This is a genomic window from Dethiosulfovibrio russensis, assembly GCF_021568855.1.
In the GTDB taxonomy this organism is placed as follows: domain Bacteria; phylum Synergistota; class Synergistia; order Synergistales; family Dethiosulfovibrionaceae; genus Dethiosulfovibrio; species Dethiosulfovibrio russensis.
Window position 1 is genome coordinate 163846 of record NZ_JAKGUG010000004.1, and the last position, 20969, is coordinate 184814.

Here is a 20969-nt window from a genome sequence, read left to right on the forward strand (position 1 = left end):
AGACTGGGCTCCCCCCTGGATCTTTATCTAACGGAGACTACATCTCCGGCTGGACGGAAGCTGTGTAGACCTGAGATCCATTCACGATGACCTTGATGCCGACCGGTTTCTCCGCGTCGTGGGTCTCGTTGATCGTGGTGGATCCGGTAACTCCGGGCCAGTCCTTGGCAGTGGCGAAAGCCTCGGTGATCTTCTCGGGATCGGCGCTGTTCGCCCTCTTGATGGCGTCTATGACGAACATATAGCAGTCATATCCGAGAGCAGAGTTGGCGTTGGGCTCGGACATGTCTGTTCCGGCGTACTTCTCTCTCCAGAGCTTGGTGAAGGTCTCTGCCTCTTTGGTCATGTCCGGCATCTCCGGGGCATAGGGGAAGGTGGTGTAGGAGAATCCCTCGGCGGCATCTCCGCCGATCTTTACCAGATCGGGATTGTCCATGGCGTCTCCGCCCATGATGTAGAAACCGGCTCCAAGCTCCCTGGCCTGCTTCATGATGATGGCGCCCTCGGCGAAGTAAGAGGGAATGTAGAGGAAGTCGGCCCCTTTGGAGATGGCGTCGGTCAGCTGGGCCGTGAAGTCCTGGTCACCGGACTGATACTTGTAGGTTCCGGCTATGTTTCCACCCATCTTGACGAAGGCCTTCTTGAAGAAATTCCCCAGTCCGACCGAGTAGTCCTGGGCTACGTCCAGAAGCAGGGCGGCGTTTCTGGCCTCGAGGTCGTTATAGGCGTAGGTGGCAGCGGCGGCTCCCTGGTAGGGATCGATAAAGCACATGCGGAAATAGTATTTCTTGCCCTGGGTCACCAGGGGATTGGTGGCGGAATCGGTGATGCAGGGAATACCGGACTTCTCCGCGACCTCTCCTCCCGCCATTGACAGGGAAGAACCGTAGCTCCCTATTATGGCGACGACCTTCTCCTTGTCGATAAGTCGCTTGACCGCGTTGGCAGCCTCGACCTTATCGGATTTGTTGTCCACTATGAACAACTTGACAGGACGTCCGAGAACCTCGGGAGCCTGCTCATGGGCCAGCTTGATACCCTCTACGGTCAACTGACCGCCGAAGGCGTTCTGCCCCGTCATGGGCTCGTAGACGCCTATGCGGATTTCGTCCGCGGCAAAGGCGGACCCTACGAGGATGAAGACCAACAATACCGCTGAAAAAACCTTGAATGCTTTCAACTTAGAAGTCCCTCCCTATTGAGATATTGTGTGAACAGTACGAATCTATTATATACTAGGAACCCTACAAAAACAAAACCCCCGGCCTAATTTAAAGACCGGGGATTTGAGTTTTTAGAGAAACCTCTATATGTTTCGTTTCCTCTCCAGGATATCGGAGATCTCCTTCTGGAAGCTGGCCAGGTCGGAGAATTCCCTGTAGACCGAGGCGAAACGGACGTAAGCGACCTTGTCAAGCTCGGCCAGTTCCTCCATGACGAGCTCTCCGATTCTTGAACTAGGAATCTCGCCGGCTCCGGCGGCCAAAAGCCTGTCCTCCACCTTGCAGACGACCTCCTCCATTTTTTCCAGAGAGATCGGGCGCTTCTCACAGGCCTTCCTCACTCCGCGGAAGATCTTCTCCCTATCGAAGGCCTCCCTACGACCGTCCTTCTTGGAGATCCATATGACCTTTTTTTCCTCCACTCTCTCGTAAGTGGTGAACCTGGAGGAACACTGAGGGCATTCCCTTCTGCGCCTCACGATACGCCCTTCGTCGGCGGTCCTGGTCTCTATAACCCTGGTCTCCGAAGCCTTGCATTTAGGACATCTCACGGTCATTCCTCCTAGAAAAGAGGACCCGGAAAGATCTCCGGGCCCTCTGGCGATTCTTACTTTCTACGGCGTTTCTTGGCCAATTCCTGGCGCTTGCGCTTCTTGGCCTCGCTGGGTTTTTCGTAATGCTCCCTCTGACGGGCCTCCCTAAGGACTCCCGTCTTGGAGACGTCTCTCTTGAACCGCCTGAGGGCGTCCTCAAGGGACTCGTTGTCACGTCGTACAATCGTCGTCATATCCGTTCCCTCCTTTCTTCTCCACCGACGCCTATCCCGGAGGCCATCCCATTGGACGGCCAGACAGCAGGTGGACGTGAAGGTGGGGGACTGTCTGACCGGCATCCTCGCCACAATTGACGACTAGCCGGTATCCTGAATCCGGAGAGATTCGGTTAACGACTTCCCGGACCGCAGCCATGATAGAAATCCAGAGGGTCGGGTCCTCCACTTGATCGATAGAAGGGATGTGCTCCTTCGGAACGATCAGGACATGACGGGGGGCTTGGGGAGATATATCCCGAAAAGCGAGACAACGATCGTTTTCGTAGACGACCTCTGCCTTCGATTCTCCTGCCACTATCGCACAAAAGGGACAATCACGACCCAAAGACCTCACCTCTCGCCTCTCTGACTCGTCTCATCGATCGAACGAACAGATCGAAAGAACTAAAGATCATTTTATACTACTGTGCTCCGACATACAATAGCACGAGACCAAGCTTTTACCGCAGGAGAAGGGGAATTTTGCGAAATTTCCTCTATTCGGGGCAGAAAATCCCTGGGACATCCTCTCCTATATAACTGTCTAAGCAAAGGAACCAATAGGTCTTCCTGGTCCCTCTCCAAAAGTGAAGACACCCTAGACTCCGGAAGAAAGGACAGATCCTGAGGCCAATGAGAGATAAGCAACCCCGCCACCTGAGAGGAAACCGGGTCCTGAAGTCCGGCGTATACCGCCGGCCCCCCGGGAAGGCCTCTCAACCATCGAAGATATCTCCGTGCAGCTCCCAGAGTCATATCCCCGAAATGGGGAGCCGCCGCCATTGCCAGTCTCAGGGAGCTCATAGGATCGGAGATGGAGACGATAACTTCGACACCGACCTCGTCCAGACCGTAGAGGCAGACGCTCTCCTCCACAGCCGACAAAACCTCCTGAGAGGACAGAGAGTCCTTTAACCCCTCCAGGGCCAATCCCCGGACCTCTGGCAAGGCACTCTTGAGCCGTCTGAGCAACCTCTGCCTTTCCGAAATCCCCCCCGACCTGTCGACCCTGGAGAGCAACGAGTCTATATGTATCTCCGTCCCGGAGAGAATATCATCTACCTTTTTAGCCCTCTTCAGTCTCTCTTCTCTGAAACGGCGTTCCTTCTCCTCCTTTTTTTCCCGTCTCTTCCTGGAGATATCGCCGACGGTCCTGGAAATCCAGGAAGAGGCCCTTACCAGGGGATCCATAAACTTCCTAAAATCCACGGTCTTCCCTCTATCCGAAGGCTCCTCTTTGAAGGTCTGTCCGGAACGAAACATGTCTCTGAGGACCATATAGGCCTCGGATATTCTCTCGAAATCGCCCTCTTCGACGCCTTCTCCTACGTCCGGATGGGTACTACGAGCGAGCCTCCTGAAAGCCGATTTGACCTCCGACCAAGGGGCTCCGACAGGAAGACCCAGTACGGAGTAGCAATCGCTGGCTGAAAGCCTCGTCATCCCATGATCACATCCTCCAAGGCCGAGGTCATCCTGGCCAGCTCGCCTATGCCGTCCTCATATAAAAGGGGTTCCAGGTCGCGCATCAGGGAGACCTTTCTAAAGGCCTCGTTTATCTTATCCTGCTGTTCCGGCGACAATCCGGGAGAAAGCCGGGCGATACGAATCTCCAGAGAGCTCAGCGATAGCTTATCCTCGCCCTTGCGTGAGGTTACCCCCAATTCCATCGGAGCGATATGTATGGAATCGCCGAACTCCCTGGAGAGGACCACGTTCAAAAGCCCTCCCGGATCTATGCGGAAGTTCAGATCCACCCTCTCGCCTTCCTTCATGCCCTTAAGGTCCAGCCTGGCTATTTCCCTGCATCTTCTCCTGGAAAGGTGGTCTCCCTGATACAACCGGAGTCGAAAATCCCCGTCCGACACGCTACGAAAGGCCCGATCGGATCTGGCGGGGAGGGGATGTCCCTTGCCTAGAAGGGGGACAGGGGTTCCGTCGAAGGCGATCACGCCAAGGCTCTCGGAGAGGACATCCAGCAGAAGACGGTTCTCCCCGTTGACCCCATACATAGCAGCACCCAGCGCCACAGCTTCGTCGGGACAACGGCCCATCCTCACCGGTATGGTTATCTCCTCCGACAACATACGCCTGAGGACCGGGATGCGACTGCTTCCTCCCACCATAACGACGCTCTGCGGCTCGTGGCGACGGCAGAGCAAGACCGCCAGGTCGATCGCTTTTCTTATCAAGGGCATGAACAAGCGCTCCAGATCCAATCTGGACAGGGGCAGTTCCCTTTGGTCCCCAACCAGAGAGAGAGGTGGATTCCAGGTCAGTTTTTCCCTGAAGGACAACTCGCATTTCAGCCTCTCAGCCTCCACCATTAGGAGACCGTACATGGGATCGTCCTCCTCAAAGGAGACCCCAAGCCTATCTGCCAGATACCGAAGGAGAGCCTTATCCAACTCGACCCCTCCAACGGAGGAGTCGCCCAGGCTTTCCAACACCTGCCAGGTGTCTCCGTCTCTCTCCACCACGGACAGATCTACAGTTCCCCCACCGAAGTCGAATACCAGAATCCTCCCGGAACTCTCGCAGAACAGGGCGGCGGCGGTCGGCTCGTTCAATATGCGGACCTCCTCGAAGCCCGCCTCTCTGGCGGCACGGGCGGCGGCGGAGCGCTCGAGAAAGCTGAATTGAGCCGGCACGGTCAGCACGCAGTCGGTCACGACATGCCCCAAGAAAGCCTCGCAGTCCTCCCTTATCTCGGAGATGAGGGGAACCAGCATCTCCTGGGCGGAGCGGTTCCGACCACCTACGGAGGGATACCAGTCGGAGCCGAGATGCCTCTTGACATCCCACCAACAACGACGATCCGGTCGGGAGACCATGCGTCTAGCCTCCTCTCCCACAAGCCATTTCCCACGATCGAAACACACCACCGAGGGGGTCTTGACCTCTCCCCATCGGTTAGGGATCAACACGGCACCTTCCAGGTCTTTATGTACCGCCGCAAGTGCATAGCGAGTTCCCAGGTCTATTCCCAATACGATTCGTTCGGATCTCACGGGGAGATCACCTCTCCTAGGAGCTCTCCATCGGCCATACCAGTGATCCGGCAACGAACTATCCCGTCTACCTTTCCGTATCCCAGGGCGGACAGCCTTATGAAATGAGGCGTATACCCCGAGACCTTCCCCCCGGAGACCTCCTCGATCAACAGAGATTCTTCCCTGCCTATCCAGCGGGATACGTATCGATCCAGCAGAGCTATTCCTCTTTCTATCACCGTTTTGCATCTTTCCTCTGCGATCGATTTAGGAGGTCTGTCCGGCAAAGAGGCCGCCTTCGTTCCCTTCCTGGGAGAATAGGGGAAACTGTGGATACGCCCTATGCCTCCTCGCTCCAGTACCGATAGGGTGTTGGCGAAGGCTCTGTCGTCCTCCCCGGGGAAACCCACCAAAATATCCGTCGAAATATGGACGTCCTCTCCCATGGCGGACCTTATTCTGTCTAGCAGACTCAGGTATTCATCCGCTGTATGCCCTCTACCCATGGCGTTCAAGATCCCGTCATCCCCGCTCTGGAGGGGCAGATGGAGATGTGGACAGAACGACTCCGTCTCGGCCATGACATCCAACAGGTCGTCGTCGACGGAAAATGGCTCGAGAGATCCAAAACGTATACGTCTCACCCCGTCTATCGCTCCGACCGCTCTCAACAGATCCGCCAACCCCGGACCTCCGTCCCTGCCGTAAAGGCCGAGATGAACTCCGGTCAGGACGATCTCCGGACATCCGGATTCGACCACAGAGCGGACCTCCCTTTCCAGATCGTCCAGAGGACGACTTACGGGCTTCCCCCTCAAAAAGGGGATTATGCAGTAACTGCAAAAGTGATCGCAGCCATCCTGAACCTTCAGGAACGCCCTGGTAGTCAGGCTGGGTCTGTCCAGGAAGAGGGATTCCCAACGAGACGAGGTGGCGACCTTCTCCCTGGCTCCATCGGGGACTCCGCCTCTCAAGGACTCCATCACAAGGGGAACTATATCGTCCTTTCTCCTGTTTCCCACCAGCAGGTCCACTCCCAAGGCCTTTGCCTCCTCGTCCGAGACTCCCTGGGCCCAGCAACCGGTGGCCACGACCAGTCCGTTCGGAGAAGCCCGTCTGAACCTCCGGACGATCTGTCTCGATTTCCTGTCCGCCTCGGCCGTTACGGAGCAGGACACCAGCACGGCGGCATTCCAGTCGTTTCCTTCCGTGATCCTGCATCCCGCTCTCGTGAAGGCCGAGGCTATAGCGTCGGCCTCGTAGAGGTTCGTCCGACAGCCCAGTGCCTTTATTCGAACGGAAAACTCCGTCACCCCTTCTTCACCGCCAAACCCAGCCAGTCGTCGCTGGAGACCTCCTCGACGACAGTCAGCCCCGAACGAGATAAAGCGGATACGAAAATATCCCTCTCCCTGACCGTAAGCCCCGAGAATATGGCGATACCGGCATCGCCTATCGCCTCCGGAACCTGAGGAATCATCTTGAGCAGAGGTTCAAGAAGGATGTTGGCTACGAGCAGGTCCACCACCTTATCGAAACCGTTCAGTAGATCGCCTTCCTCCACGTGAACCGGGACGTCGCCGAGATCGTTAAGTTCGAGGTTGGAGCGAACTTCGTCCATGACGGCAGGATCGAGGTCCCTGGCGTAAACAACCCCGGCTCCCAGCTTGGCCGCCGCGATGGAAAGTATGCCAGAACCGCAGCCGATATCGGCCACAGCGGCCCCAGGAGAGAGGTTTTTCTCCATCAGTGACAGAACGTTCTGGGTGCTCTCATGATAACCTGTTCCGAAGGCGCTTCCAGGATTTATGTATAGAGGTATCCTTCCCTCCGGCTCCTTGCCCCTGTGCCAGGGAGCCAGTACGACGAACCTCTCCCCTATATTGAGAGGGGGGAACGCCTCCAGCGAGAGGGCGTGCCACTGACGGTTCTCCAATCTTCCCATATCGTAGATGGAGACCTCGGGCCACTCGGACATCAAGGGAGTCAACTGTTCCATCCAGTGTCCCAGATCGTAGTTGCTCCTGTAATAGGCTCGAAGCTCGACGGCAGAAGGTTTATCGTCCTCTTCCGATCCGATACAGCCGGAGGCCTCGGCAAGAGATTGAAGAACCTCTCCCTGCCCAGCAGGTCCTTTCAGGGTTATATACCACCAGTAGCTATCGGTCTCAGTCATAAAAATCCCTCCGCAGTGCCTCTGGAACGGCCAGGCTCCGTCAGCCACAAGATCAGTGCCCTTCGGCACCGTCGCCATCTATTATAACAAGAGCGCCAAAAAAAACGAGGAGGGATATCCTCCTCGTTAGAACAGGCTAACTGAATAGCCCTTTCAATTTTTCGAAAACGCCTCCGCCGTCGGTCTCGACATCGACTTCCATCTCCGATGCAAGAGCCTCTATCAGACCTCTCTGGCGATCGGTGAGTTTCTTCGGAACCTCCACGGTCGTGTGGAGGAAGAGGTCCCCTCTTCTGGATGTATTACGAAGACTGGGCATACCGCAACCCTTTACCCTCAACACCTCTCCGGGCTCCGTTCCGGGGGAGACCGTCACTTTTTTATCTCCGTCTATCAAGGTCGAGACGGTAACGTCTCCTCCCAAAGCCGCTAGAGGGAAAGGCAGAGGAAGCCTGCGATGGAGGTCCATTCCGTCACGCTCGAAATCCTCGTGAGAGAGGACGTCTATCACCAGGTAAAGATCCCCGGGAGGTCCTCCGTTCTGACCGGCCTCTCCGGAGCCGGGGACCCTGAGCCTGGTACCTCTGTCCACTCCGGCCTGTACGTTGACCTTTAGATCCCTCTTTTTACGGACACGACCCTGACCGCCACACTCGTGGCATTTTTTCTCGAACACCTTGCCGGAACCTCCGCAATCGGGACAGGTCCCAACGGTAACGGCCTGACCGAACAGAGTCTGTGTTCTCCTTCGGACCTGTCCAGATCCATGACAGGTCTCGCAGGTACGAACCTCCGATCCGGGCTCGGCTCCCTTTCCGTCGCAGTGGCTACAGGTCTCCCATCTGGGGACCGAGACCTCCTTGGCGATTCCCAAGGCCGCCTCTTCCAGGGTAATCACAAGCTCCATCTCCAGGTCCGGTCCCCTTCTGGGACCGTCCCTGCGGGCTCCTCCTCTTCCGAAACCTCCACCGAACATATTGTCGAAAAGGTCGCCGAAAATATCCCCCATTCCGCCCATGTCTCCGAAGGGATTGCCCCCCTCGCCTACGTGACCGAATTGGTCGTACTGGGCCCTCTTCTTGGAATCGCTGAGGACCTCGTAGGCCTCGCTGACCTCCTTGAATTTGGCCTCCGCCTCCGAGTTTCCCGGGTTGGCGTCGGGATGGTACTGCCTGACCAGACGGCGGTAGGCCTTCTTTATCTCATCCGCCGAGGCCTCCCGGGAGACGCCGAGGATCTCGTAGTAATCGCGTCCCGTTCCGGCCGCCATCTACTTCCTATCCTCCGGACTATTCGGTGAACTCTGCGTCCACCGTCTCGTCCGAACCTCCGGACGGTCCACCCTCGGCCTGCTGTCCCTCGCCGGGCTGTTCGCCCGCCTGCTGGTAGAGTCTGGTGGAGAACTTCTGAACCTCTTCGTTAAGAGCTGAACAGGCCGACTCTATAGCGGAGGGATCCTCTCCCTCCAGTGCCTTCTTGACGTCGTCTATCTTGGACTGGATCGACCCCTTCTCCTCGGCTGTTATCTTCTCGCCCAGGTCGGAGATGAGTTTTTCGGTCCTGTAGACCAGTGTATCCGCCTCGTTCTTCGCCTCTATGAAGACCTTTTTCTTGGCGTCGGCGCTCTCGTTGGCCTCCGCCTCTTTCTTCATCCTGTCGATCTCGTCCTTGCTGAGATTGGAGGACTGTATGGTTATATGCTGTTCCTTGCCCGTTCCCTTGTCGGTGGCCTTGACGTTGAGTATGCCGTTGACGTCTATGTTGAAGGACACCTCCACCTGAGGAACTCCTCTGGGAGCGGAGGGAATCCCGTCCAGCACGAAGGTTCCCAGTACCACGTTGTCCGCCGCCATCGATCTCTCCCCCTGAAGGACCTTTATCTCCACCTGGGTCTGTCCGTCCGCGGCGGTGGTGAATATCTGGCTCTTGGTCACGGGAATGGCGGTGTTTCTCTCTATTATCCTGGTGCAGACGCCGCCTAAAGTCTCGATACCGAGGGAAAGAGGGGTAACGTCGACGAGGACTATGTTCTTGTCCGAATCACCGCTCATGATCGATCCCTGAATGGCGGCACCGGCGGCGACGCACTCGTCGGGGTTTATACCCTTGGTGGGATCCTTGTCGAGAAGCTCTTTTATCTTCCTCTGAACCATGGGCATCCTGGTGGAACCTCCGACAAGAAGAACCTTATCGATGGACGCGGCGTCGAGATCGCTGTCTTCCAAAGCCCTCTTGACCGGTCCCACAACTCTGGCCAGAAGATCGGAGGTTATCTCCTCGAACTTGGCCCTGGAGAGGGATAGCTCCATGTGCTTGGGCCCCGTCTCGTTGGCAGTGATGAAGGGCAAGGATACGGAGGTCTCCGGCATGGAGGAGAGCTCTATCTTCGCCTTCTCCGCTGCCTCGCGAAGCCTCTGGAGGGCCATCTTGTCGGAGGAAAGATCGATTCCCTCGGACTTCTTGAACTCGGCTACCATCCAGTCGACTACGGCCATATCCCAGTCGTCTCCTCCGAGCTGGTTGTCACCGTGGGTGGCCAACACCTCGAACACACCGTCTCCAACGTCGAGGACAGATACGTCGAAGGTTCCTCCTCCGAGGTCGAACACCAGAAGCTTGGCCTCTCCCTGTTTGTTCATTCCGTAGGCCAGGCTCGCGGCGGTGGGCTCGTTGATGATACGAAGCACCTCGAGACCGGCTATGGCTCCGGCATCCTTGGTGGCCTGTCTCTGAGCGTCGGTGAAGTAGGCAGGCACGGTTATGACCGCCTGCTTGACGTCCTCTCCAAGATACTCCTCAGCATCCCTCTTCATCTTCTGAAGGATCATCGCGGAGATCTCCTGAGGGGTGTACTTCTTCCCTCCGGCGGAGACGGTATAATCGGTCCCCATATGCCTCTTGATGGACATCACCGTGTTGTCCGAGTTGACGATGGCCTGTCTCTTAGCAAGCTGGCCGACCAGTCTCTCTCCCTCTTTGGTAAAAGCGACCACGGAAGGGGTCGTTCTGGCTCCCTCCGAATTGGGGATAATCGTTACGTTGTCGCCTTCCTTAACCGCGATACAGCTGTTGGTCGTTCCCAGGTCTATTCCCACTACTTTTGCCATAATAAGTCACCTCTATCGATACTTGAAATTCCCCGCTTTCAGGGGGCTTGCCTATCCTTTATGAGATCCTACTCTAACCTTGGCGGGACGAATTACCTTCCCCGCCAGGACGTAACCGGTCTGAAACTCGTCGACAACAATCCCATCCTGCTCCTCGTCCTCTACCTCCACCATTCCGATGGCCTCGTGATACTGTGGAGAGAAGGACTTCCCTACGGACTCTACGGTCTCGACGCCCAACGCCTCGAGAGCACTTAAGAACTGCTTTCGAACCATCCGAATACCCTCGACCACCGTGTCTAGATCGGATCCGTCCTTAACCTGAAGGACCCTGTCCAGATTGTCCAAAACGGGAAACATCTCGAGAGCGCTTCTCTCACAGGCCAGTTCCTTGGTCCTGCTCATTTCCCGTTCCATCCTGGTGCGATAGTTGATGAGATCCGCCTGAGCCCTGGCGGCGAGCTCCTTGAATCGATCCCTCTCCTCCTCCAGTTCCTCTATCCTGGATTCCAGATCGGTTATATCGGTCGAAGGGGCCTCGCCGTCCACCTCACAGGCAGCCTCGTCCTGAACCTCTCGGCTCTCCTCGTCATGAAGATCTTTGATCTCTTCCATGGCGGTCATTCCTCCTCCATATCGTCTATATCGAAATCATCGTCGCCAAGTCCGTCCAGGACGGCCTCTAAAACGGCGATGGAATGCTCGTAGTTCATCCTCATAGGTCCGATAAGTCCCACCACGGATCTACTGGAACCGCTGTTGGCCGAGGCCATCACCACCGAACAATCCCTCATGGGCTCGAGGGCGTTTTCGCTTCCTATGGTGACACGAACGCCCTCGTCGGTAGAACATGCCTTGATCATTCCGACCAGCTCGCTCTCCTCCTCCACCAGAGCCAGAAGAGCCTGAAGCCTTCCGAGATCGGCAAAATCGGGAACGTTGAAAATCTGGCTCATTCCTCCGGTGCTCATGTGGTAGGACTCCTGAGCCAACATGGAATCCAGCCGTTCCAAAGCCGACCGGCACGCCCCCCAGTACTCCTCCAGCTGTGCCGATATATATCCGTAAAGAGCGTCTCTTACCTTGCTCCAGGATTTTCCCGACGCCGCTCTGTTTACCGTAAGTGAAAGCTCGTCCAACTCCTTCTGATCCAGGTCGCCTCCAAGGGCTATCCTCCTGTGACGGATAACTCCACCCTCCAGGACCACCAGAAACAGGACCGATCCGTCTTCCAGACGGACGAAATCCACCTTCTGAAGTTTCTGTTCGTCCACGACGGTGATCGCTGCCACACCGATATAGCTGGTGACCTGCCCCAGAAGACGGGACACCTTGGACAAAGCCGCCTCGACGCTGTTTCTCTGCCTCTTGACCGTCCTCACCCAGGATTCCAGCCCCGGAGGGGCCATCCTCCTTCTGTGCATTATCGAGTTCACGTAGATTCTATAGGAAGAGGGTGTCGGTATCCTTCCCGCCGAGGTATGAGGTTGAAAGAGATATCCCATATCCTCAAGATCTGCCATCTCGTTTCTCACGGTAGCGGCGCTACATCCCTTGATGTACTTTTTGGATATAGTCCTGGATCCGACGGGCTCTCCCGTCGAGATATACTCGTAAACGACGGACAGGACTATCTCCAGCTGACGTTCCGTGAGCATGGCATCCCCTCCAAGAATACTAGCACTCTGCGTAGGTGAGTGCTAATCGATGATTCACAGGCAGTAGAGTACCAATCCAACGTCTGATTGTCAATACTGGTCAGACTAAAACCACGTATTTTTACCCCAGGACGATTATAATCTACGGGGATTAAAGACAATATCACTGGAGGGATATATATGGACCACGAAAAAACCACTTTGATACTGGTCAGACACGGTGAATGCGACGGCAACAAAGAGGGCATGTTCAGGGGTAACAAGGACTTTCCCCTGAACTCCCGGGGGATGAGACAGGCAGATGAAGTCGGCAGGGCCCTCGCGAACCTGACGATAGATCGCATCTACTCCAGCCCTCTTCTAAGGGCCAAACAGACAGCTCATGCCATAGCGGGAAAGGTCGGCCTCTCCGTCGTGGAATGCCCCGAGATAAACAACATCTCCCTGGGCCGATGGGAGGGCAGGAGAAAAGACGAGATAGCCGAGGAAGAGCCTGAGCTGTGGAGCCTTTGGCTGAACGCTCCGGAAAAACTGAACTTTCCCGGTATGGAACCACTTACAAACGTGATGAAAAGGTCCAGGGAAAAGCTGGACAGCCTGGTAGAGCTTCACAGAGGAAAAACCATAGCCCTGGTGAGCCACAGAACCGTTCTGAAACCCCTTGTCTCCTCATGCATCGGTATAGGCGATCCCTGGTTCTGGAAGCTTCACTTCGACACGGCCTCAATCTCAGTGATGGTCCATGACGGCAGAGGCTATTCTCTGACGGCGTTGAACAGAACCGACCATCTGAGCGACTACGAGTCGGAGTGGAACTGATGTGAGCGGGATCGCCGGCGACCTCAGTCTGGTAATACTGGCGGGGTTACTGGGAGGCTCGTTAGCCAGATTCTTTCGTCAACCCCTCATATTGGGATATATTGTGGCGGGAATCCTGATAGGTCCCTACACCGGGGGAGCCACCGTATCGGAAGTGGACAACATCGAGAGACTGGCCGACATAGGGGCGACCTTGCTTTTGTTCTCCCTGGGACTGGAGTTCTCCCTCAAGGACCTTCGCCCCATAGGCCGTATAGCCTTCGGAGGAACCCTGATACAGGTGACCTTAACCATGGGATACGTCACCTTCATCGCCGACGCCCAAGGATGGGGTGCCCAGGCTCTGTGGTTCGCCGCCGCCATGGTATCCTCCAGCACCGCCGTCATACTCAAAACCCTGACCTCCAGAGGATACGAGAGAACCCTTTCGGGAAGGATCATGCTGGGAATGTCCATAGTGCAGGACCTCTGCGTAATTCCCATAATGATATTCCTCATTCACGGAAGTCAGGGAGGAGGATGGGGCCCTCTGGCGAAATCCGCCGGATACGCAACGGCCTTTCTGGCCTCCATGGCGATCATGGGGACCAAGGCCATTCCCTGGGCCCTTCGAAAAGTATCCCAATGGGAATCTAGAGAACTCTTTCTGCTTTTCGTCATGGCCATGGGACTGGGAATCGGCACTCTATCCGCGACCATAGGCCTCTCGTCTGCCTTCGGAGCATTCGTGGCGGGAATCGTGCTGAGCGAATCGGACTACGGACACAAGGCCATGTCGGAGCTGATCCCCCTGAGAGACATTTTCGGACTCCTCTTCTTCGTCTCGGTAGGGATGCTTATGGATCCGTCTTTCCTGATAGATCACCTTGGAACGGTCCTACTGCTTACCCTAGCCGTAACGGTGGGGAAAGGCGCCATACTGAGCGGAATATCCTGGATAATGGGCTATCGCAGGGTTATACCTCTGGCCTTGTTCCTGGGGATGCTGCCTATATCGGAGATGGCCTTCGTTCTCATACAGACAGGCAACTCCATGGGCATCCTGGGAGAGGAGGTCTACTCGCTAACCCTGAACGTGGTCATCCTCTCCATGCTGGGGGGATCGATCATATCGGGTTTCACCGACACCATATACAAAACGTTAAAACGAAGACTTCCCGAAGGCAGGATAACCGCGGTCAACCTGCCGGAGGACCAGTCGGGGCACATAGTCGTCACAGGCGGAGGAACCATCTCTACCTACGTGGTGGACATATTGAGAGAAAAGACAGATACCCCGATCGTCACTATAGAGCCACAATACCGAACGTTCGAGTCGATGAAGAAAAAGGGGCTCTCTCTGATATACGGGGATCCCTCGATGATATCGATCCTCGAGGTCGCCAAACTGGATAAAGCATCTCTTCTCATAGTGGCCTCCGAGGATCCCAGAACGGCCAGGACCGTGGTGGAAACGGCGAGAAGACTGTCTCCTAACCTTCCGATAGTGGCCAGAGGAGAGGACGATTCAGAGGTAGAGAAGCTGATCTCCCTGGGAGCCACCAAGGCCGTTCTATCCAGACGAGAGGCAGCCATGGCGATGGTAAGAATGGGGCAGGAGGTATCATAAGTCGAAAAAACGGAAAGGCCTCCGCCTCGGCGGGGGCCTTTTTATTCTAGCCTTCGTGTGGAAGCAGAACGTGAAGAGCTCTGGTGTAGCCCTCTTTCAGAGTCCAATGTATGTCACGAATGAAATCGGCGACCTCTCTCTTTTTACCCCCTTCGATCAGACCGACTATAGTAGAATGCTCCCTCCAGTACCCCAATTCCTCCGCCTTGACCTCGGGAGAATCGAAATCTCTGGCAGGAAAGTTAAACAGCCTGTCGTAAACGTCATCCAGCTGTTTCCTCAACGGAACGTTTTTAGATAGATCGTGAAAAACCGAGTGAAACATCCTGTTGAGGTCGTAGGCATGGGTGAAATCGTCTGATTCAAAGTAGCTCATTGCTTGATTAATTACATCTTTCATTCTGTTTATGTGAACCGGAGCGATGTAGTCGAAGACCGACATCATCAAAACAGACTCCAAACCAGCTCCTATCTGATATATGTCCCTTATGGTATCCATGGTAACGGAATTCACCATTATGCCTCTTCTGGGATATATGGTAACTATTCCGTCAGACTCCAAAAGAATCAATGCATCCCTCAAAGGAGTCTTACTGATGTTCAGGGTCTCAGCCATACTACCCATATCTATATACCTACCAGGCTCCAAATTCCCCTGGGCCAGTTCACTTCTCAGATAGTTGTATATCTTCTCTCTGAGGGGAGTCCTGTCTTTTTCCACCTCACCACCTCCGTATATCGACTCTCTACTAACCACCGTATTGTATCAGATAGGAGCTCAAATATTTCTGCGGAGATTCAAAACACATACTATCCCTATATCTAAATAAAGAGATAAAAAAGCAAACTAGCAAGACAACGCACTCATTGAAATATCAATCTAGTATATGATATTTTATATATAGGTCTGATACTTCAGAGACGGGAGGGGATTTAAAATCTAGAAAATGCGCTCAGGCCATCAGAGACGACCCGGTCGTCGTTTTGGATAGGTTCGGAGGGAAAAAGATGCTGGGAACGATCGATAACGTCATCATTCTGTTTTTCGTAATGTTAATTCTGGGAATAGGCTACTACTTTTCCAAGACCGCCAAGAACATGGAAAGCTACTATCTGGCCAACAGAAGCCTTCCTTGGTCCCTGGTGGTGGGGACTTTAGCCGCATCGTGGTACGGAGGTATCGGAGTTGTGGGAACGGTGGGATATGCGGCGGTCTACGGTATCTCCACCTGGACGATCTGGTCCATAGGGGCACACCTTGTCAGGATGCCTCTGGCCCTTTGGGTCGGCCCAAGGATACAGATAAGGACCGATATCACAGTGCCGGACCTGCTGGAGAGCCTTTACGGACGTAAGGTCGCCCTCATAGGGGCCATCATGATGTTCTTCGTCTGCGCCCAGATCGGCGAGATCACCGCAGTGGGCTACATCGGCCAGGCGGCCTGGGGGGTCAGCAACGTGACCGCTGGGACCGTCATGGTGGTCATCGTGGTGGTACTGACGGTCCTCGGCGGCCTTATGGGGGTGGCTGTCACCGACATGATTATGTTCTTCTGCATGGTGTTCGGGGTAACTATGGTCTTCCCCGGCCTGTTCACCGAGATAGGAGGATGGGAGGGACTCAGACAGGCTCTGGGAGAAAACGTCAAACTAGTGGATCCTACAGGTGGAATGGGATTCTGGAAAGCGGTCATGCTGGTCATATTCTGCTTCAGCCCCTACGCGGACCCCACTTTCTATCAGCGTTTTTCCGCGTCAAACTCGCCTAAAGTCGGTAGAAGGGCTTTGCTTACCTGTTTTTGCATATGGATAGCCTTCGACATAGTCATCTGCACCACAGGAGTCATAGTCAAGGCTCTCCATCCAACAGCCCAACCGGAGGTAGCCTACGTTCAGGTGGTTTTGGAAAATCTCCCTATCGGCATAAGAGCTCTTTTCATAGTGGGACTTGTGGGAGCGATTATATCCACCTTGGACAGCTACTATCTGGTCGGAGGAACCACATTGGCGAACGATATTTACGCCAGGTATAAGGGTATAGGAACCCTGCCCCAAAAGACCATCGTCAACTACACCAGAGCTGCCGTCGTCATGTTGGGGGTTATCGGCCTGTCCCTGGCCTTCAAGTTTACCCTGGTCTACGACGCATTTTTGTTCGTCGGAAGCATATGGATGTCTGCCGCATTCGTCCCCATAGTCGGAGGACTTGTAGGCAAAGGACGAAAAACCGAACTTGGAGGGCTGATGAGCATGCTGGTCGGAGGAGCTATCTTCGGAATATTGAAGGTTTTTCCGGACATAACAGTGATAGAGCCATTAGTTCTTTCTCTGCCAGCGTCCTTCATCGCATGGCAGATAGGAAACCGCTTCGGAGTGGACAGAAGCGATCTTTCGGCCCGATAGAGAGGGAGGTTTTGATATGAGCGATTACGTCAAAAAGGAAAACAAGGATCTGGAGATTAGCTGGATCGGGATAGACGGTTTTCTCATAATCCTGTATCTGTCCATAGTGGGAATAATCTTCTACGCCCTCAAGACGTCCAACGACTTCATAGTCGGCAAGTTCATACCCTACGCCGTAATGGCGGCGGTGACGGTGATATTTTTGACCTACCTGGTCAACGTGTTCACGTTTATGAAAAATCACCACGAGGAGTCGAACCGTTAGCCATGGATTCGGTAGCGATCCGCTCCTTTCCCACAGTCCTTTCTAGGGAAGACGCCATGGCACAGGCCTCCAAAAAAGGAGGCCCCCTTGGAAAGCTGCTTCTGATGGGGAAGGAGGTTCGAGAGCTGAGACTTCACTTTGTGGAGTACAGCATACTGATATTCCAGGCACTCCACTCCCCTAACTTCGTCTCCAGGACCTTTTTCGGGGACAGGGACAAAAAAGCCCAGCTTTGCAGGGTCATAGCCAACGGGACCACCGGAGGGGCGGCCTGGGCGGAGGAGATTCCCCAGGAACTCGAGGAGCGGACGGTGCCGGAGGATCAGGTGCAGGGGAGCCAGTTTTCCCTGGACCAGCTCACCGGAAGGGGACAGAAGCTGGTCCTTCGGGTCCTCAGGAGGAGGATAGGAGGTCTTCCTGAGGTTACCCTTAAAGAGGCGATATCGGTCTACCGTCCCTTTTACGTCGCCCTCTACGGCGAGGCGGTGGAGGGAACCAAGATACGCTATCTTCCCATAGCCGCCGACGGCTGGGGAACACATCGGACTTTTTGAAGATGCAAAGGGAGGGACTATTTTGATCACTGAAGAGATAAAAAAAATAAGCTGGCGTCAGGCTCCCTCCATATCGAAGGTTGTGTTAGGAGGGCCGATCTCCATCGAGGAAGTGGTGGCGGTGGCCCATCACGGTGCCAAGGTGGAGTTCGGAGAGGAATATACAGAGAGGGTGAACCGTTGCAGGGCCCACGTGGATCGTTTCTCCAAAGAGGAGAAGGCCATCTACGGCATAACCACAGGGCTGGGTGAGAACTGGAACAGGTTCATATCCCAGGAGGACAGGGAGATAGTCCAGAGAAACCACGTCCTTTCCCATTCCTGCTCGGTGGGAGAGCCTCTGGAGGAAGAGTGCGTAAGAGCCATGATGTTCGTCATGCTCCAACACTTCGGTTCGGGACATACGGGAATGAGCATGGCCCCTCTTGAGCTTTTGGCCGGAATGCTCAACGCCGGAGTCGTTCCGGTGGTGCCAGGACACGGATCGGTCGGCTATATATGCTACGAGGCCCATATCGGCTCGGTCCTCATAGGAGAGGGACAGGCGGTGTACGGTGGGCGGAGGATGAAGGGATCGGAGGCCCTGAAGGCTTCGGGACTGGATCCGGTGGTGCTTTCCACCAAAGAAGGTCTGACCATAGTATCGGGGACCACCTCGGTGACCGCCATAGGGGCCCTCGGCCTATACGATTCCCTTATGATAGCCCAGACCGCCGACGTCGCAGGAGCCATGTCGCTGGAGGTCTTAAAGGGAACCCTGATGGCGATGGACCCACGGATTCAGGAGGTTCGGCCCCACAGACACCAGGGGGACACGGCCTCCAACGTCCGGCGGCTCCTTGAGGACAGCGAAATCGAGAGGACCTACCGAGGACATCGGGTCCAGGACGCCCTGTCCCTTCGGTGTATCCCTCAGCTACACGGTGCGGCAAAGAAAATACTCACAGACGGGCTTGAGACGGTGTCGGTTGAGCTTAACTCGTCGGTGGACAATCCCCTCATATTCGACACCGAAGACGGAGGCGAGGCCCTTATGGGATGCAACGCCGACGGATCTTACGTGGGAATGGCCTGCGACTGCGCAATAATAGCCCTTACAGGCCTCGCCAAAATGTCCGAGAGGCGACTGGACAGGACGGTGAACCACCACGTCAGCGAGCTTCCCGCCTTTTTGAACGCAAACCCCGGCTTCAACAACGGCCTGATGATACCTCAGTACGCCGCCGCAGGGCTTTTAGGGGAGATGAAAACCTTAAGCCACCCTTCCACGGTGGACAACGGCTTCACCTGCGCCAATCAGGAGGACTATACCAGCATGGGAGCCAACGCGGCGATCAAGCTCTACAGAGGGGCCTCTTTGGCGAAGTACATACTCTCGATTGAGATCCTGAACGCCTGTCAGGCCCAGGATTTTTACGACATAGCCCCCTCCCCCGCCACTAAGGCGGTCCACGACAGGGTAAGGCAGGAGGTCCCAAAGGTGGAACAGGACACCTTTATGTCTCCCCTCATGGAGGCCATAGCGAGGATGGTGAAAGACGGCGAGATCCTCTCCGCCGCCGAGTCGGTGACAGGACCTCTGGAGTTTTAATTATCAGAACCAAGAAGAAGATAACGTAACGAAAAATTCAATTATCCCTAAAAAGAGCGACGCCGGTCTCTGAGAGATCGGCGTCGCTCTTTATAGTCAGTGATCAGCTATCTCTATTCCGATTTAAGCGCCTTAAAGGCCTCTACCACCAGCAACAATGCCAGGAGGAAGAGTATCGACGCCACCCCGGCAAGGAGATAGTTGGGCTGTGCCAATCCAAGCCATCCCTTGATGAGGATGAATAGGGCCATCATGGTGGTGACAAGCATGAACCAGAAGGGGGCCATAAGGAAATTGGCGTTCTTCTTCAGTCCTCTTACCACCCAGACGCCGATGGAGAGCAGGGCCAGAGCTGCGACCATCTGGTTAGCCGCTCCGAAGATGGGCCATATAGCCTTCCAGGCCGGAATGGGGTTGCCTGCCGCATCATGGGTCTTGACCATCACGAGGGCCAGGGCCGCAACCACAGCTATTATGGTGGCGACATACTTGTTGATCTTCATCCCGGAAAGCTCCTGGATCTGATAACGGGCCAGTCGGGTTGCCGTATCCAGAGAGGTAAGCAGGAAACTGTTAATAGCGATAGCACCGAGACGGGTTCCAAGAACCGGATCAATCCCCACCAAAGAGGCGAACTTACCGAAACCCTCGGCGAAGGTGACCACCGGTCCACCCTTCACTATGGAACCGGCTACCATAAGGGTACCGATGGCGATACAGGCTACGAGGCCCTCCATAAGCATGGAGCCGTATCCCACCACGACGGCGTCGGTCTCCTTACGAAGCTGTTTGGAGGTGGTTCCGCTTCCGACCAGAGAGTGGAAACCGGAGATGGCCCCACAGGCCACTATGACGAACATCATGGGCCACATGGGCTGTCCCTTTATGCCGAAGTAATCGACGCCGGACTTCATCATCGGGATCGCTCCGCTGTCGAACTTGCTGCCCAAAAGCATACCGATGGCGCCTATTATAACCGCGAAATACAGAAAGTATGACGCAAGATAGTCTCTGGGCTGGAGCAGAAGCCAAACCGGCAGAACCGAGGCGGCCAGGATATAGAAACCGAGAATGTAGTTCCAGGTCGTATTGGGGAGCTTGAACATCTCCACTATGGCCTGACTGTCAGAGCCCTTCACACAGGCCACCGCGACGATAGCCAGCATGACCACAGTCACCATCCAAAGAGGAGCGTGGAACTTATAGATGAGCATACCGGAAATAACGGCCATGCAGATATAGAGACATCCGACGAAGGCGACTATGGGGTCGGCTGCGAAGGTGTTAGCCGAGAGAACCAAGAAAACCGCTACGACCAGGATGAGGGCCAGTATGGTGAACCAAAGGAAGAGAACCTTCCCCTTATGGCCTATCCAGCGCTCGACGACCTCTCCAACCGACTTACCGTCGTGGCGCATGGAGGAGACCAACGCTCCCATATCGTGAGGTCCACCGAGGAAGGTGGATCCTACGATACACCACAGGAGGGTAGGAAGCCATCCGAACATGGAAGCCGCGACGATGGGGCCGGTTATGGGACCGGCACCTGCGATTGAGGCGAAGTGGTGTCCCAGAAGGACCGCCGGATGGGCCGGACAATAGTCGATACCGTCGAACATGCACTCCGCAGGAGTCTTGTTATCGTCGTTAAGGTCGTAGACCTTGGCCATGAAAGACCCGTAAACTCTGTAACCGATTACAAACACAACAGCTGACACTATAAACATAAACGCAAAATTCATTGTCACACCCCCACTATC

At 55.2% G+C, this 20969-nt stretch carries 20 protein-coding genes; 6 read left to right on the plus strand and 14 right to left on the minus strand.

Annotated features, from left to right (window positions below; translation table 11 throughout):
• Positions 1-37: 37 nt before the first annotated feature.
• From L2W48_RS05875 to hrcA, 12 genes are all read right to left on the minus strand, one after another.
• Positions 38-1180, minus strand: coding sequence for an ABC transporter substrate-binding protein (locus L2W48_RS05875; RefSeq protein WP_236098343.1), 1143 nt, complete (start codon positions 1178-1180; stop codon positions 38-40).
• Between the two features lie 126 nt (positions 1181-1306).
• A complete protein-coding gene (nrdR, locus tag L2W48_RS05880; RefSeq protein WP_005658778.1) occupies positions 1307-1774 on the minus strand; it encodes a transcriptional regulator NrdR in 468 nt (155 codons plus the stop codon).
• A 56-nt stretch (positions 1775-1830) separates the two neighbouring features.
• Positions 1831-2010 (minus strand): 30S ribosomal protein S21, encoded by a 180-nt coding sequence (rpsU, locus tag L2W48_RS05885; RefSeq protein WP_005658780.1) that lies wholly within the window; start codon positions 2008-2010, stop codon positions 1831-1833.
• Between the two features lie 31 nt (positions 2011-2041).
• Positions 2042-2389, minus strand: coding sequence for a histidine triad nucleotide-binding protein (locus L2W48_RS05890; protein WP_329604235.1), 348 nt, complete (start codon positions 2387-2389; stop codon positions 2042-2044).
• A 62-nt stretch (positions 2390-2451) separates the two neighbouring features.
• Positions 2452-3477 (minus strand): J domain-containing protein, encoded by a 1026-nt coding sequence (locus tag L2W48_RS05895; RefSeq protein ID WP_236098342.1) that lies wholly within the window; start codon positions 3475-3477, stop codon positions 2452-2454.
• Positions 3474-5045, minus strand: coding sequence for an Hsp70 family protein (locus L2W48_RS05900; protein ID WP_236098340.1), 1572 nt, complete (start codon positions 5043-5045; stop codon positions 3474-3476). Before L2W48_RS05900 ends, L2W48_RS05895 begins: the two co-directional genes overlap by 4 nt.
• The gene (mtaB, locus tag L2W48_RS05905; protein ID WP_236098338.1) at positions 5042-6340 is read right to left on the minus strand and encodes a tRNA (N(6)-L-threonylcarbamoyladenosine(37)-C(2))-methylthiotransferase MtaB; all 1299 of its coding nucleotides are present in this window, start codon (positions 6338-6340) and stop codon (positions 5042-5044) included. Before mtaB ends, L2W48_RS05900 begins: the two co-directional genes overlap by 4 nt.
• On the minus strand, positions 6337-7203 hold the full coding sequence (locus L2W48_RS05910; RefSeq protein ID WP_236098337.1) for a 50S ribosomal protein L11 methyltransferase: 867 nt from the start codon (positions 7201-7203) through the stop codon (positions 6337-6339). The genes mtaB and L2W48_RS05910 overlap by 4 nt, the downstream gene beginning before the upstream one ends.
• Before the next feature lie 136 nt (positions 7204-7339).
• The gene (gene dnaJ, locus L2W48_RS05915) at positions 7340-8473 is read right to left on the minus strand and encodes a molecular chaperone DnaJ (protein ID WP_236098332.1); all 1134 of its coding nucleotides are present in this window, start codon (positions 8471-8473) and stop codon (positions 7340-7342) included.
• Positions 8474-8492: 19 nt separating this feature from the next.
• On the minus strand, positions 8493-10310 hold the full coding sequence (gene dnaK, locus L2W48_RS05920; RefSeq protein WP_236098330.1) for a molecular chaperone DnaK: 1818 nt from the start codon (positions 10308-10310) through the stop codon (positions 8493-8495).
• A gap of 51 nt (positions 10311-10361) precedes the next feature.
• Positions 10362-10925: a nucleotide exchange factor GrpE gene (locus L2W48_RS05925; RefSeq protein WP_236098323.1), complete on the minus strand. Its 564-nt coding sequence runs from the start codon at positions 10923-10925 to the stop codon at positions 10362-10364.
• Positions 10926-10930: 5 nt separating this feature from the next.
• Entirely contained in the window at positions 10931-11968 is a 1038-nt protein-coding gene (gene hrcA, locus L2W48_RS05930; RefSeq protein ID WP_236098318.1) for a heat-inducible transcriptional repressor HrcA, read from the minus strand.
• Between the two features lie 180 nt (positions 11969-12148).
• Here hrcA and L2W48_RS05935 point away from each other — a divergent pair, with 180 nt between their 5' ends.
• Both L2W48_RS05935 and L2W48_RS05940 read left to right on the plus strand, forming a co-directional pair.
• Positions 12149-12787 carry a histidine phosphatase family protein gene (locus L2W48_RS05935; protein ID WP_236098313.1) on the plus strand — a complete coding sequence of 213 codons (639 nt, stop codon included), beginning with the start codon at positions 12149-12151 and terminating at the stop codon, positions 12785-12787.
• Position 12788: 1 nt separating this feature from the next.
• Positions 12789-14396 carry a cation:proton antiporter gene (locus tag L2W48_RS05940; protein WP_236098312.1) on the plus strand — a complete coding sequence of 536 codons (1608 nt, stop codon included), beginning with the start codon at positions 12789-12791 and terminating at the stop codon, positions 14394-14396.
• 46 nt (positions 14397-14442) lie between these two features.
• On the opposite strand, the gene L2W48_RS05945 is transcribed toward L2W48_RS05940, so the two are convergent.
• On the minus strand, positions 14443-15117 hold the full coding sequence (locus tag L2W48_RS05945; protein ID WP_236098308.1) for a GntR family transcriptional regulator: 675 nt from the start codon (positions 15115-15117) through the stop codon (positions 14443-14445).
• 287 nt (positions 15118-15404) lie between these two features.
• On the opposite strand from L2W48_RS05945, the gene L2W48_RS05950 reads away from it, so the two are divergent.
• The 4 genes from L2W48_RS05950 to L2W48_RS05965 are packed head-to-tail and all read left to right on the plus strand — an operon-like array spanning position 15405 to position 19209.
• Positions 15405-16799, plus strand: coding sequence for a sodium:solute symporter family protein (locus L2W48_RS05950; RefSeq protein ID WP_236098302.1), 1395 nt, complete (start codon positions 15405-15407; stop codon positions 16797-16799).
• A gap of 16 nt (positions 16800-16815) precedes the next feature.
• Complete coding sequence (locus L2W48_RS05955; RefSeq protein ID WP_236098300.1) at positions 16816-17064, plus strand: hypothetical protein; 249 nt, start codon at positions 16816-16818, stop codon at positions 17062-17064.
• 2 nt (positions 17065-17066) lie between these two features.
• Positions 17067-17618: a hypothetical protein gene (locus L2W48_RS05960; protein WP_236098293.1), complete on the plus strand. Its 552-nt coding sequence runs from the start codon at positions 17067-17069 to the stop codon at positions 17616-17618.
• A 22-nt stretch (positions 17619-17640) separates the two neighbouring features.
• Positions 17641-19209, plus strand: a complete 1569-nt coding sequence (locus tag L2W48_RS05965) for an HAL/PAL/TAL family ammonia-lyase (RefSeq protein WP_236098284.1) — start codon at positions 17641-17643, stop codon at positions 19207-19209.
• Positions 19210-19322: 113 nt separating this feature from the next.
• Here the strand turns inward: L2W48_RS05965 and L2W48_RS05970 are convergent, their stop codons facing one another.
• Positions 19323-20951 carry a carbon starvation CstA family protein gene (locus L2W48_RS05970; protein WP_236098283.1) on the minus strand — a complete coding sequence of 543 codons (1629 nt, stop codon included), beginning with the start codon at positions 20949-20951 and terminating at the stop codon, positions 19323-19325.
• Positions 20952-20969 lie beyond the last annotated feature (18 nt).